This is a genomic window from Enterococcus sp. BSD2780061688st2 D3 (assembly GCF_005844145.1).
Taxonomy (GTDB): Bacteria; Bacillota; Bacilli; order Lactobacillales; family Enterococcaceae; genus Enterococcus_B; species Enterococcus_B durans.
Genome location: NZ_SPHN01000007.1, coordinates 1 through 14,359, shown reverse-complemented (window position 1 = coordinate 14,359; position 14,359 = coordinate 1). Strand labels below are relative to the sequence as shown.

Annotated in this window: 11 protein-coding genes, 6 tRNA genes and 1 riboswitch; of the genes, 4 read left to right on the top strand and 13 right to left on the bottom strand. The window is 39.4% G+C overall.

Annotation, left to right across the window (positions count from 1 at the left end; all coding sequences use genetic code 11):
• The first annotated feature begins 211 nt into the window (after positions 1-211).
• From FGQ66_RS07125 to mnmM, 3 genes are all read left to right on the top strand, one after another.
• On the top strand, positions 212-859 hold the full coding sequence (locus FGQ66_RS07125; protein ID WP_138302049.1) for a phosphatase PAP2 family protein: 648 nt from the start codon (positions 212-214) through the stop codon (positions 857-859).
• 82 nt (positions 860-941) lie between these two features.
• Positions 942-1,898, top strand: coding sequence for a tRNA modification radical SAM protein MnmL/YtqA (gene mnmL / locus FGQ66_RS07120; RefSeq protein ID WP_113846500.1), 957 nt, complete (start codon positions 942-944; stop codon positions 1,896-1,898).
• A complete protein-coding gene (mnmM, locus tag FGQ66_RS07115; RefSeq protein ID WP_081134137.1) occupies positions 1,898-2,479 on the top strand; it encodes a tRNA 5-(aminomethyl)-2-thiouridylate-methyltransferase MnmM in 582 nt (193 codons plus the stop codon). The genes mnmL and mnmM overlap by 1 nt, the downstream gene beginning before the upstream one ends.
• A gap of 689 nt (positions 2,480-3,168) precedes the next feature.
• On the opposite strand, the gene FGQ66_RS07100 is transcribed toward mnmM, so the two are convergent.
• On the bottom strand, positions 3,169-4,938 hold the full coding sequence (locus FGQ66_RS07100; protein ID WP_113846502.1) for an ABC transporter ATP-binding protein: 1,770 nt from the start codon (positions 4,936-4,938) through the stop codon (positions 3,169-3,171).
• A gap of 2 nt (positions 4,939-4,940) precedes the next feature.
• Positions 4,941-6,653: an ABC transporter ATP-binding protein gene (locus FGQ66_RS07095; RefSeq protein ID WP_113846503.1), complete on the bottom strand. Its 1,713-nt coding sequence runs from the start codon at positions 6,651-6,653 to the stop codon at positions 4,941-4,943.
• Between the two features lie 116 nt (positions 6,654-6,769).
• Between FGQ66_RS07095 and FGQ66_RS07090 the strand changes: the two genes are divergently transcribed.
• On the top strand, positions 6,770-7,429 hold the full coding sequence (locus FGQ66_RS07090) for a TetR family transcriptional regulator (RefSeq protein WP_138302048.1): 660 nt from the start codon (positions 6,770-6,772) through the stop codon (positions 7,427-7,429).
• A gap of 107 nt (positions 7,430-7,536) precedes the next feature.
• On the opposite strand, the gene FGQ66_RS07085 is transcribed toward FGQ66_RS07090, so the two are convergent.
• From FGQ66_RS07085 to FGQ66_RS07035, 11 genes are all read right to left on the bottom strand, one after another.
• Positions 7,537-8,616, bottom strand: a complete 1,080-nt coding sequence (locus tag FGQ66_RS07085; protein ID WP_138302047.1) for an FUSC family protein — start codon at positions 8,614-8,616, stop codon at positions 7,537-7,539.
• A gap of 63 nt (positions 8,617-8,679) precedes the next feature.
• Positions 8,680-9,222: an acyl-CoA thioesterase gene (locus FGQ66_RS07080; RefSeq protein ID WP_115234827.1), complete on the bottom strand. Its 543-nt coding sequence runs from the start codon at positions 9,220-9,222 to the stop codon at positions 8,680-8,682.
• A 256-nt stretch (positions 9,223-9,478) separates the two neighbouring features.
• Complete coding sequence (locus FGQ66_RS07075; RefSeq protein WP_005877994.1) at positions 9,479-10,273, bottom strand: alpha/beta hydrolase; 795 nt, start codon at positions 10,271-10,273, stop codon at positions 9,479-9,481.
• Between the two features lie 113 nt (positions 10,274-10,386).
• Positions 10,387-11,862 (bottom strand): MDR family MFS transporter, encoded by a 1,476-nt coding sequence (locus FGQ66_RS07070; protein ID WP_138302046.1) that lies wholly within the window; start codon positions 11,860-11,862, stop codon positions 10,387-10,389.
• 167 nt (positions 11,863-12,029) lie between these two features.
• Entirely contained in the window at positions 12,030-13,223 is a 1,194-nt protein-coding gene (gene metK, locus FGQ66_RS07065; protein WP_005877990.1) for a methionine adenosyltransferase, read from the bottom strand.
• A riboswitch (SMK box riboswitch) is annotated at positions 13,221-13,300 on the bottom strand. It overlaps the preceding gene by 3 nt.
• 569 nt (positions 13,301-13,869) lie before the next feature.
• Positions 13,870-13,941 (bottom strand) — tRNA-Glu (locus tag FGQ66_RS07060).
• Between the two features lie 13 nt (positions 13,942-13,954).
• Positions 13,955-14,028: transfer RNA gene (locus FGQ66_RS07055), tRNA-Ile, on the bottom strand.
• Between the two features lie 14 nt (positions 14,029-14,042).
• A tRNA-Gly gene (locus FGQ66_RS07050) sits at positions 14,043-14,113 on the bottom strand.
• Between the two features lie 4 nt (positions 14,114-14,117).
• Positions 14,118-14,190, bottom strand: a tRNA-Phe gene (locus FGQ66_RS07045).
• A gap of 3 nt (positions 14,191-14,193) precedes the next feature.
• Positions 14,194-14,266 (bottom strand) — tRNA-Asp (locus FGQ66_RS07040).
• An 18-nt stretch (positions 14,267-14,284) separates the two neighbouring features.
• Positions 14,285-14,358, bottom strand: a tRNA-Met gene (locus FGQ66_RS07035).
• Position 14,359: the final 1 nt, after the last annotated feature.

Here is a 14,359-nt window from a genome sequence, read left to right as displayed (position 1 = left end):
GACTGCGTGTTTTCAGCTAAACACATCGCTGTCTTTTATGAAAATAAGTATGTCGGTTATATTACCTGAAAATGTCTAAGTGATTACATTGGTGTATTGCCAAATAGAAATGTTGTTTTTTGCGTATAATTTTAACTCACATAACAGATATGAAAGTTTTTTATAAGTCTAAGAATGCTATAATGAATTATTGTTGAAAAGGAGGAAACTTATGAAACAAAAAACAACTTTTCATGTAGTCGGTACTCTTTTTTTATTCCTATTTTTCATATTAGGCTACATTGTTAAATATCGGATCAACTTATTATCAGGATTTGATCAAACAATAACTGAAATCATACGCACACCTTATCCTGATTGGAACCACTACCAGCTATTTATCACAACATTCGGAAATGCACTGACTGTGATTGTTGTATTTTTACTTGTTCTGGCATTTTTGTGGTGGAAGAAAAAACACATTGAACTGATTTGGCTTGCGACTAATTTTGTCGTGATAGCCGGAATCATCAATCCATTGATCAAATTATTCGTGATGCGGTTGCGTCCAACGCTTCCTCACTTAGTTGTTGAACACAGCTACAGTTTTCCTAGTGGGCATTCTGCTGCAAGTATGATTTTATATGGGACACTTTTATTTTTACTTCCTAGCCTGATCAAGAAAAAGGGAATCGCCACATTGCTTCAACTTCTGTTGGCGTTTATTATAGTAAGTGTTGGTGCAAGCCGAATATATCTAGGTGTCCATTTCCCAAGTGATGTTTTAGGTGGATATTTGCTCAGCCTAAGTTGGCTCTTTCTCACTTATCCAACCTATAGAGAAAAAAAGGAACAGATTGAACTTCAGACGATAGATTAACATTAACATTTCAACAATTATTTTTTAGATATTTAAAGGGGTACGAGAAGACTTCTCGTGACCTTTAGAAAGAAGGATTTTTATGGACTTTCCTTATTCAGATGGAAACAAACGTTACCATTCATGGAACTATGCTTTAAGAAATGAGTTTGGTGGCAAGATTTTTAAAGTACCGATAGACGGCGGTTTTGATTGTCCGAATCGTGATGGCACAGTCGCTCACGGTGGCTGTACTTTTTGTAGTGTTTCTGGTTCAGGAGATATGATCGTCGCTCCAGAAGATCCATTACCTATCCAGTTTCACAAAGAAATCGATATGATGCATAAAAAATGGCCTGGTGTGGACCAATATATCGTTTATTTCCAAAATTTCACCAATACGCACGCTCCTGTCGAAGTGATCCGAGAACGATTTGAACAAGTAATCAATTTACCTGGTGTTGTTGGATTATCCATTGGGACCCGCCCTGATTGTTTGCCAGATGAAGTGGTGGATTATTTAGCAGAGCTAAATCAACGTCTTTATTTGTGGGTGGAATTAGGCTTACAAACAACCTTCGAAGAAACCTCCACTCTGATCAATCGTGCCCATGACTATCAGACCTATTTAGATGGTGTGGCGAAGTTACGCAAACATGATATTCGTGTCTGCACCCACTTGATCAATGGGTTACCTGGGGAAACATTAGACATGATGCGGGAGAATGTTCGCCGAACGATTTTAGATTCGGATATCCAAGGAATCAAACTTCACTTGATGCACTTGATGCGTAAAACAAAAATGTTGCGTGACTATCATGAAGGACGATTGCAATTGATGAGTCGCCCCGATTATGTAAACGTCATTTGTGATCAATTAGAGATGATCCCTAAAGAAATCATTATCCACCGTTTAACAGGTGACGCACCGTGGGATTCACTGATCGGGCCTATGTGGAGTCTAAAAAAATGGGAAGTCTTGAACGCAATAGATGATGAACTTATTCGTCGTGATAGCTACCAAGGAAAATTCAATATAAGAGAAGGAGTACTCAGCTGATGTTACAGACGGCATTGCACTTTAGCCACTCTTTATTAGAAGAAATCCTCCAACCCGGTGACCACGTCATAGATGCCACCATGGGAAATGGGTATGACACAGTCTTCATGGCTGAAAAAATCGGCAAAACTGGACATGTCTATAGTTTTGATATTCAAAAAGAGGCTTTGCTTTCTACTAAGAGTAAGCTTACCGAACAAGATTTACTCGACCGTACCTCTTTGTTTTTACAAGGTCATGAAACACTAGGTACAGTAGTCGATGAAGCACAACCCATCAAAGCAGGCATCTTTAATCTAGGCTATTTACCAAAAAGCGATAAATCAGTCATCACCCTACCCGAAACCACTCGTACAGCAATGGAAGAAATCCTCAAGCGCCTCGTGCCAAGAGGTCGGATGATCCTAGTCGTCTATTACGGACATGAAGGCGGCGAAAAAGAATTAGATATGGTGCAAGACTATTGCCAATCACTACCACAAGAAAAGTACAATGTCCTAAAATACCAATTCATCAATCAAAAAAACAACCCACCGATTTTGTATTGCGTTGAAAAAAAGGTTGTGAAAAGAGCGCTTTGACCTGAGCGATAAGGAGGAAAATCTCGAAATAGCTTTTCATATTTTGAGATTTTTTGACTTATTGCCGAAGGTCAGCTCTTTGAACACCGTGGAAAAGGTTGTGAAAAAGCCCGTACAGCTCCGCTGACAATAAGAATGGATTTTTCGAAACAGCTTTTCATGTTTTGAAAAATTCAGACTTATTTCAAGGAGTTGGCTTTTGAACACCGTGGATTAGGTTGTGAAAAGGCTGCTCTGCATCAAGCAATAAGAATGAACAGAGAAAAACAGCTTTTCATGTTTTTCATCTGTTTAGGCTTATTGTTGAAGATGCAAGCTTTTGAACACCGTGGAAGAGGTTGTGAAAGAAGCGTACAGCTCCGAGCAAATAAGAACTAGATTTCTAAAATAGCTTCTCATATTTTGGAAATCTAGAACTTATTGCTGAGGAGTTGGCTTTTGAACACCGTAGATAAGGTTGTGAAAAAGCCGTACAGCTCCGCTGACAATAAGAATGGATTTTTCGAAACAGCTCTCCATGTTTTGAAAAATCCAGACTTATTTCAAGGAGTTGGCTTTTGAACACCGTGGATAAAGGTTGTGAAAAGCCTGCCCTGCATCAAGCAAATAAATATGAACAGCACCTTGTCAATAAAAAAACGTACGATGGAAAGATCACCAAAATCTTCCCTCGTACGTTTTTTCTTCTATTATTCAAATACAAATTGGTTGTGGTATAACTCTGCATAAAAACCGTCTTCTGCTAATAACTGATGATGATTTCCTTCTTCAATAACTTTACCATCTCGTAATACAACGATTCGATCAGCATTTAAAATCGTCTTCAAACGGTGAGCGATCACAAAACTTGTCCGTCCTTTGATGGCTTCGTCCATTGCTTTCTGGATTCTAGCTTCTGTCACAGTATCTACGTTACTAGTTGCTTCATCTAAGATCAGTAAAGCGGGATTTGTGATGATTGTCCGAGCAATACTGATCAACTGTTTTTGCCCCGTACTAAACAGATTATTTTCTTCAGATACTTCCGTTTCATATCCTTTATCTAAATTCATGATGAAATCATGGATATTTGCTTGTTGGGCTGCATTGATGACCTCTTCATCTGTCGCATCTGGTTTTCCGAATACGATATTGTCGCGAATCGTTCCAGAGAACAAGACAGATTCTTGTAAAACGATCCCAACATGTTTACGTAAAGCATCTAGATCGTATTCGCGGATATCTGTCCCATCAATCGTAACTGACCCGCTATTGACATCGTAAAAGCGATTGAGTAAATTCATGATGGTCGTTTTACCTGAACCAGTAGGCCCCACTAAGGCAACCATTTCCCCTTTGTCCACATTGATCGATACATCATTTAGCACCATTTTATCAGGACTGTAACCAAAATCTACATGATTTAACGCTAACCCTTTTTCAATGCCGTTAAACGGTTGTCCATGTTCTGGTTTCACTTCATCTTTTTCAGCAAACATTTCATTTAATCTTCTTGCTCCAGTAATCGCTAATTGAATCATGCTGTAACCAGAAGAAATCTGCATCAATGGTTGGTAATATTGTTGGGAGTATTGAACAAATGTGACGACTAATCCTAAAGCCACTGAACGTTCCAGATCCCCATTCAAGGCTAACCAACCGCCAAAGAAAATGACGATTGCAGTATTCACTAGTGACATTCCTTGCATCATCGGGAAGAGTAAACCAGAATAAGCCTGTCCTTTGAATGTTGCTTTTCGAACAGTTTCATTGTGTTCCAAAAATCCGTCAATCGTTTCTTCTTGCAGTCCATTGGTGATGATCACACGCTGTCCACTGATTTTTTCATCCATATATCCATTCAGTTTACCGACTTCGTCTTGTTGTAGATCAACATATTTTCTTGCTTTTCGAATAACCAGTACTGCGATTAAAATAGCAACTGGGGTGGACGCGATCGTTGCCCATGCTAATTCGACATTTTGACGAAACATCATGATCAAGATACCAAAAAGTAACACAATATTGGTAATTACTTGAAGCAAAGCTTGATTTAAACTGTTTTGGATGTTATCCAAATCACTGGTAAAGCGACTTAAAATTTCACCATCTTGATGAGAATCAAAAAAGCGGATCGTCAATTTTTCCAATTTATTGAATAGCCCGATACGCATGCGGTTGGTTGACTTGCCAACAACTTGTGTAAACAAGATACTGTAAATAAAATTCGCTGCACTCGCCAACACATAGAAAATCAACAGCTTCCAGATAATAGAAAGAAAACTACTTTTATCATCTACCCCTTGCATCAAGGCGCCAATATAGTTTGCTAATTCTTGGAAGGCTTCACCAATATACTGTGGTGCTTTGACCTGGAGATACGTCGCAATGATGACTGTAACAAAGATAAAGAAAAAGGAGACCTTATAACGTTTCAAATAATGATAGAAAAACTTACTTGCTTTGATCAAATCAGTCATGGTTACTCCTCCGTTCCTTTTTGAGTTTCAAAAATCTCTTGATAGATGCGGTTTGTTGCAGCTAATTCTTCATGTGTGCCTTCACCAACAAGTCTACCTTCATCTAAAACCAAGATACGATCTGCTTTCACAACCGAAGCAATCTTTTGCGCAATCACGATGGTTGTTGTATCTTTCAATTCTTTATTGAGTGCTTCTCGCACTAATTTTTCTGAACGTGCATCTAACGCACTTGTACTATCATCTAAGATCAAGATCTTAGGATCACCGATCACTCCACGAGTAATCGACAACCGTTGTTTCTGACCACCAGAGAAATTACTGCTGCGTTCTTCTACTGGTGCTTCGTAGCGGTCAGCCAGTTTTTCGATAAATTCCTTGGCTTGAGCGATGCCAGAAGCATGCTCCATGTCTTTTTCCGAAGCATCTTTCTTCCCTTGACGTAAGTTTTGTGCGATAGTACCAGAGAATAAAATAGCTTTTTGTAGGACAAATGCAACGGTATGGCGCAAGCTTTTTTCATTTACTTGGCGTAAATCGACACCACCGACTTCGACTTTTCCTGTTGTTGGGTCGAATAATCTTGGGATCAACTGTGCTAAAGTCGATTTACCTGCACCTGTTGCTCCAACGATCCCAACCATTTCCCCTGCTTGGATCGAAAAACTGATATCTTTTAATGTATCTTCATCGTCCCCAGGATAGCGGAAAGAGACATGATCGAACGTAACGGAGCCTGACAATTCCTGTTCTGGAACATCTGGATAAGTCAAATCTGGTTCTGTATCTAAAATTTCTTTGATTCGTTTTAAGGAAACTGCCGCTCTTGACGTCATCATCATCATCATTCCACCAATGATGATCGCCATCATGATCTGCATCAGATAATTCATGAATGAAGCAATCCCACCGATCAATGTTGGATCATCTTTGGCTATATCACTAACAAAGAAAATTGCGCCAACGACTGCTAGATTGGCCGCTAACATAAACGAAGGAATCATCACAGAAAATAAGGTCCCTACGATGATATTGTGTTTTGTTAAGTCTTCACTTACTTTACTAAAATTCTTTAATTGGTTTTCTTCTTGAACGAAAGATTTCACTACTCGAATCCCCATGAGGTTTTCTTTTGCGATACTGTTCACTTTATCGATCAATTTTTGGATGATCATAAAATGTTTTCCCATTCGCGTAAAGGATAACACCGTGATCAAAAATACTGCCACGATCAGCGCTACGATGATCCACCATAATTGTGGCATAGTCAACATTGCTAGGATAAATGCCCCAATAAATAGAAATGGGATTCTAAATAATGATTGCAACGAGATCATGACTAAGTTCTGGATCTGCGTAATATCATTGGTCAAACGTACAACCAAGTTTCCTGCAGAAAATTGTTCGATATTTCCAAATGAAAAGGTTTGGATTTTTCGGAAAGCTTCTTCACGGATGTCTGCACTGACACCTTGGGCAACCTTTGCAGAAAAAATCGTATTCGTCACCCCAGCCGCTAGACCTAACAAAGCCAAACTGATCAAATAGACCCCGATTGTTTTCATTTCGTCGTTATCTTCTGTAATGATTGCTTCAAGTACTTGCTGCAGCAGTTTTGGTTGCCAAAGTGTGGCAGCGACCATGATAGCCACAGACAACAATGAAATGAAGACAGCACTCTTATATTTTTTGGCATGTCTTAAAATTAAGTTCATTGGTCGTTACACCCCTTTTTTTCAAAATTGACAGGCCTTATTTAACACTGTAAAATTAGACCGACTAACAATTTACCATGTATAAAAAAATAATGCAATACAAGAGGTTGATTAAATTGGAAACAAAGCTTTCTCAAGAAATAATTATCCAAACTGCCTTTGCGATTCTGGCAGAAACACAGGAACTTTCAAAATTATCCATGCGTAATCTAGCGTTTAAAGCAAATGTCAAAGCACCTGCAATTTACTGGTACTTTAAAAATAAACAAGAATTACTGCAAAAAATGGCAGAATCCATGGAAGATCAGCTTGTTATTCCTGCTATCCAGTTATCTTGGGAAGAACGACTTTTTCAATTTATGGAAAATTACTATGATCTTTACACTACGTTCCCTTGCGGTGCTGAACTTGAGATCAATACCATTCCAGCCTACTCTAGTCGGTTAGAGCATTTAGAAATGATGATCCAAACTCTGATGGAAGCGGGCTTTTCGGTCACCCAAAGTCGGCAAGCCGTTTCCTCTCTGCATAATCTTTTGATTGGCCAGCTGATGGACCATCAACATGAACAACAGCTTCGTCAAAAAATCATTGCAGGCAACCCTTCCCTAAAAACCGCGATCCTGACAATGAAAAATTATGTCGAAGAAAATGAATTAACTGGCCTAAAAGCCAGTATCACTGCACATCAACACGCAGAGAGTGAAAAAAAGCTTTTCCTTTCAAGTATTTCTATATATATTGAAGGATTGAAACACATTAACTTCAAAGGTTAAGCTACGTCATCCCTCCCCCACACTTTTTGACTCACTAAAAAAGAATCCTTGATAAAATCGCAGCTCGAAATCATTCAAGTATTGCATTTTATCAAGGGTTCTTTTTATCATTCAAGAAGCGACTGTTTTCTTCTGTCTTTGTACCACTCCATTTTTTTACTATACCATTGAGTAAGCCAGATAAATAAGAGTGCCACTCCCACACCAATCATGTTATCTATTACTCTCATCATTGTTGCTTCTGTTAATCCAAACAAACTACTTGCGACAGTCAATGCCCCAAAGCAGTTGAAAACTGTCTTATAGCGATAAGTCGAACAGATGCCCAATATAAACCCGCCGCTAAGACTCAGTAAATCGCTTGGTAACAAGGAACTTGCGACTATAAACAAGGCGCTCCCTAATATAGTCCCAAGGATTCGATCAATTGCCCGCTCTTTGAAAGTGATTCCTAAAAATCCATAGCTGGAATATAAAGAAGAAAAAGCAAATCCAATCCACATGAAACGCTGAAAAGGACTATAGCGACTTAGCACAATCAAAATAGAAATACTTAGAGAATAACCAAATAGCCACACTAGTTGTCGTCTTTTTCCATTTCTCCATACAGCTAAAAATGAAGTCGTTTTGTTTTTTGTTCGATGTTTTTTGTATAATATCGCTGCAAACATCCCAAAAAAGAGAAGGAACAGGATACTTCGATTGAGCCATTGCTGCGGGGCTAATTTTTCTCCCCAGATAGAATACACAATAAAGATATACGCGAAACCATATAATCCTGCATTTCCCATTTTCGGCTCACTAGCAGTTACCAACAAAATGATCGTCAACAATCCAAAATACACAACTAAACGAAGCATAGCGGAAGGAATCCACTGTATTTCAGGTAAAATAAAAAAAGCACCCATCACGCCAGCTAAGCCCCAGATAGAATGCGTGATAGTGTAACCAAAATCAACAAACCGTAGGCTCAACAGCATACAAAAAAATACGACAGCCTCCGCCTTTACTTCTATACCAAATATCGCCGTGACAATAGAGATCATCAGGACCGCAAAAGCCACAATCAAGCAGGAACGGCTAATTAATGAAGCCAGCCATCTTCTTTTTTCTTTCTTTGTTTTCGCCTCTTTTATCTTTTGTTTCAAAATAATCGGGTCTAACTGTAGAGACTGATAAAAGCCCAAGGGTCTCTCCTCCTTTAAAAGATACAATTATTTTTCTCATTCAAATGAAAAATTTTTCTACCTCTAGCTTTCTTTTTCTGACTCGTTCCAAGGAAGCTCCAGCGACAATCCCTTGGCGAATTCTTTATACTCATCTCGTTCATGTAACCTCTGAGTTCTTCTTTTTTCATACCCTGAACAAACCATTGCTTCTTCCGTACTGCTGGGAAGGACTTTAGGAACAGTGAATTCCACTTCTTCATTCATATGAGAAGGAACTGCGACAAAGGTAGTGAAGCATGTAGCCGCAAGATAACGTTCGCCTGTTGTCAGATTCTCACCAATAATTTTGACGAAAACTTCCATTGATCTATGGTGCGTACCAGATACATAGGATTCCACACATACGGAATGATTTTCATGTAATGGTTTCAAAAAATTCAAGCTATCTAAAGAAGCCGTAACCGCTCCTCTTCGACAATGTCTCGTCACTGAAATTGATGCAGCATCATCGATCATCGTCATCAACTTTCCCCCAAACAAAAAACCAAACGGGTTCAGATCAAAAGGAAAAATCCGATGCGTCTGGATCACCATTGACTCTTTACAATACTTCGTTTCTTCCAAAAAATTCACCTCATAAAATTATTTCTATTTTTTGTATTGTTTGCGTAGAGGAATATACCATAAATCATCAGGAAAACAAATAGATAACGTTCATTCAAAATGACTACAAAAAACAAAGCCCTGTGTAACGAAATAAACACTTCACTACACACGACTCTCATTTTTCAACGCTCAAATTCAATTATAAGATAAAAAACGACTGACCATAAACGGTGCCAAAAATAAGCCTTTGGCAACCAGAAGTCAGCCGTTTCAATTAATTTTTATCTTCTTCAAAAAGCCAGTCAAGAGCCCGCTGGATCCATTGATCCCAGAAAATCCAATTGTGGTCTCCTGGTCCATGTTCAAAAGTGACACCAACGCCATTTTGTTTCATTGAATCCACCATTTCCTGATTGACATCATACAGAAAATCAGACTCACCGCAAGCTAGATACATACGAGGTGCGGTTTTTCCACTTTTGACTAATTGTTCCAACAGATACTGAGGATCATTAACCGAACCTTTGATTTGTTCTAATGGACCAAAAATGCCTTCCCAGAATTTTGCTTTACGGACCATTAAAAGATCATCCATACGGTTTCCAACAGAAATTGCTCCAGATAGAGAAATGATCGCAGCAAAATTTTCCGGTTTTGCTAAGCCAAGTTTCAATGCACCGTAACCACCCATTGATAACCCAGCAGCATACGTTTTTTCTCTTTTTGTCGTCAACTGTGGAAATAACTCATGACAGATTTCAGGAAGTTCTTCTGCTATAAATGTCCAATAATTCATGTCATAAGCCGTATCTGTGTACCAGCCAAGATCAGTAGAAGGCATGATGACTGCTAAGCCATGGTCTGCTACATATCTTTCTATCGACGTTCTTCGTTCCCAGACACTGTGATTTCCTCCCATTCCATGAAGAAGGTATAAAACTGGCACATCCATTGTTTCCTGCTCTGAACTCGTACCGATCACTTTTTTTGTCTTTTGCGGAAGGATCACATTTAGATTGACCTCCATCTCTAAGACATTCGAATAAATATTTGCTTGAATAAACGCCATGTTGAAACATCCTTTCTAAGGCTGTGAATGTAATCTTGTTTCTTATGTGAGTGGTATCTCTTCAAAATAATTACATGATTACCTTACGCCAATGGTTCTTTCGCTGTCTCATTTCAATACTCTCTTATTCTATCACTTTTATCTCGAACAAAAAACGTTAAGGCAAAAGCAATTACTACTAAGAGCAATCCTACAAAATAAACTTGATGTAACCCATCATACAATATTCCACGTAATGGTGTAAGTAATCCCGCTTCGATTTCTTTCGCTGTTTGCGGATTAACAAGCTTGTTCATGATATCTGGATCATCCGTCAGATTCCTTGCTGCTAGTTCGCTTTGTGTAATGCCGTTGATCAATAACCCGAATATCGCCACCATCACTGTTTGACCAATTGTTCGAACTAATGTATTAAATGATGTAGCAACACCTAACTGTTCTCGTGGTACACTATTTTGCGCACTAACTGTTGAGGTCGTCATCGTTATCCCTAAGCCCACACCAATAACTGTTGAAATAGCAAAAAACCATAGAAAATTACTGTGGAATGGCATCAACCAAAGCCATGCCCCCCCGACAGCCGCAATAAACAAGCCGATCCGTAAGACCCAATTTGTTGCCATTTGTGTCATCCATTTACTTGCTAAGAAAGAACCAACCATCCAAACAAGAGAAAGTGGAGCCAATACTAATCCGCCCACTGCGGCATTCAATCCTAATACCCCTTGCATCCACATTGGGATATATACATCGATTCCCATCAAAAATCCACTAGCTAAAGCAGCAGCTAAATTCACGACTACAAATAGCGGGTTAGAAAACAGATGCAACATGATAACAGGGTCTTTTGCTCTTTTTTCTGCAAAGATGAACAGTCCTAGTAAAGCCACACTCCCTACAAGCAGACTGATCACTACAGGCGTAAACCCTTGATCTCCCAACAATTGAAATCCTAATAACAAGGCAACTAGCATCGCCATCAGACTAAAACTACCAAAAAGATCCATTGGTTTTGATTCATGTTGTACTTTCGGTTCGTTCAAGTACAACCAAATCAAGATCATCAATAAGATCCCAATCGGAACATTGATAAAAAAGATCCAGTGCCAGCTGATCGTTTCAACAATAAATCCACCCGCTAATGGGCCAAACACACTAGCGATCCCCCAAGCTGAACTGTTGAGCCCTAATACCTTTGCTCTTTTTTCGATTGAATACAGATCACCGATGATCGTTAATGCAACAGGCATCATCGCTCCTGCTCCCATTCCCTGAACAGCTCGAGCTACAATCAAACCAATCATCGTTTGAGAAAGACCGCAAAATAGTGAACCGATAATAAATAATAGCGTACCAAAAATAAAAATCGGTTTACGTCCAATTTTGTCAGCTAACTTTCCATAGATAGGTGTCAGCATCGCATTTGTCAGTAAATAAATAGAAAATACCCAGTTCATGATTTCCATTCCATGAAGTGAACCTACAATCGTTGGCATCGCCGTTGTAACGATCGTTCCCTCGATTGCTGTCATAAAAGTCGCGATAAACACACTGATCGTTACGAGTTTGACATTTGTTTCTCTTTTCATCTTATTCCTCCTTTTTATTTTTACAAGAATCATTTTGAGCCAAAAAAAATAAGCTAAATGACTTATCAGAAAATACCAGCTAAAAGCGATCGCTAATTTACAGCTGATTTTTACCATAAAAAAACTGGAACAATCACCCTAAAGGCAATCATTCCAGCAACAAAACTCTACTTACCTAAACTTGCTTTTAATGCATCTACTTTGTCAGTATGTTCCCAAGGCAGATCAACATCTGTACGGCCAAAGTGACCATAAGCTGCTGTTTGGCGGTAGATTGGGCGACGCAAGTCAAGCATTTCGATGATACCTGCTGGTCGTAGATCAAAGTTTTCTCTAACCGCTGCAATCAAGTCTTCTTCTGGAACTGTAGAAGTACCAAAAGTATTGATTGAAATAGAGACAGGTTGTGCAACACCGATCGCATAAGCGAGTTGAACTTCCACTTTATGTGCAAGACCAGCTGCTACGATGTTTTTAGCAATGTAGCGTGCGGCATAACTTGCTGAACGGTCAACTTTTGTTGCATCTTTACCAGAAAAGGCACCACCACCATGACGTGCATAGCCGCCATAAGTATCAACGATGATTTTTCTGCCTGTTAGACCAGCATCACCTTGAGGTCCGCCAATCACGAAACGGCCAGTAGGATTGATATAGTATTTTGTTTTATCATCTAGTAATTCAGCTGGAATAACTTCTTTTATTACTTTTTCGATGACATCACGATGAATTGTTTCATTATCGATTGCGTCATCATGCTGAGTAGAAATAACGATCGTATCAACACGTTCTGGTTGTCCATTATCATCATATTCTACTGTTACTTGTGATTTTGCATCTGGGCGTAAATAAGTCAATTCATTTGATTTACGCAAATCTGCTAAGCGACGGACTAAACGATGACTCAATGCGATTGGTAAAGGCATCAATTCTGGTGTTTCATCTACTGCGAAACCAAACATCAACCCTTGGTCACCTGCACCGATTTCATCTAATACGTCTTTTTTATCTTCATCTCGGATTTCTAGTGCTTCATCCACACCTTGAGCAATATCAGGAGATTGTTCATCGATTGCAGCTAATACAGCTACCGTATCTCCATCAAATCCGAATTTGGCACGTGTATAACCAATTTCTTTGATTGTTTGGCGAACAACCTTTTGGATATCTACATAAGCTGTTGTAGAAATTTCTCCAAATACTAATACAAGACCAGTCGTTACAGATGTTTCACATGCAACTCGTGCTGTTGGGTCTTGTGCCAAGATTGCATCCAAGATGGCATCGCTGATTTGGTCAGCAATTTTATCTGGATGTCCTTCAGAAACAGATTCTGAGGTAAATAAATGTCTTTCTCCCATAAGTGATTCCCCCTAGTTAAATTCGGTTACAAGGCATCTCCGTATCGTACGGATCCTCTCGGGAACTTGCAACGAACCCAGTATAGCAGATAAAATAGATTTCTGCTCGTTTTTTTGTCGCTTTTAAATAAAAAAATGATTTTCATTTCATATAAAACGCTTCTTACTTGCTAACTTTGAGACTATTGGAAATTACAGCGTGCTTCAATCCACAGCTGTAAATCACTTTTACGACAGGAATAGTTTTTTTACAAAAACGCTTGCTCCTCACTAAACAGTCCAGATAGAAAAACACCTGATTTTCTTTTAGATTCTATAATATTTGATGTTGTTACTCTTAAAAGTAGGAATGCCAACGAGTGTGGGACAAATCTAAAATTCAGTTTTGCTACAGACTCTCGAATAAACGGCGTCCAAAAATCAAATCTCTCGGAAATTTCAAAAACGAGGCTGGGACAGAAGTAAGAAACACTTTTGTCTCGACCTCAATACCGAAACGTCTCACTTTATCCTTCCAAACAATCAGAACAAATCAACAGGACCTAAAAAGACTTAGCACAATTATCCAGTAAGATAACTCTGCTAAGCCTTTTGAAATCATTCATTCGGACAAAAAGAAAAAGATACTTGAAAAAGTATCTTTAAATGACCCGTACGGGATTCGAACCCGTGTTACCGCCGTGAAAGGGCGGTGTCTTAACCGCTTGACCAACGGGCCAGGATGAAACTAATGGGCCTAAATGGACTCGAACCATCGACCTCACGCTTATCAGGCGTGCGCTCTAACCAGCTGAGCTATAGGCCCATAAAAAAACTAAAAGCGGGTGACGAGAATCGAACTCGCGACAACAGCTTGGAAGGCTGTGGTTTTACCACTAAACTACACCCGCAGTATGGCGCGGGACAGAATCGAACTGCCGACACATGGAGCTTCAATCCATTGCTCTACCAACTGAGCTACCGAGCCAAACGGTTCCGACGGGAATCGAACCCGCGATCTCCTGCGTGACAGGCAGGCATGTTAACCCCTACACCACGGAACCAGTGTTTTTAGTTTTTAATTGCGGGAGCAGGATTTGAACCTACGACCTTCGGGTTATGAGCCCGACGAGCTACCAGACTGCTCCATCCCGCGA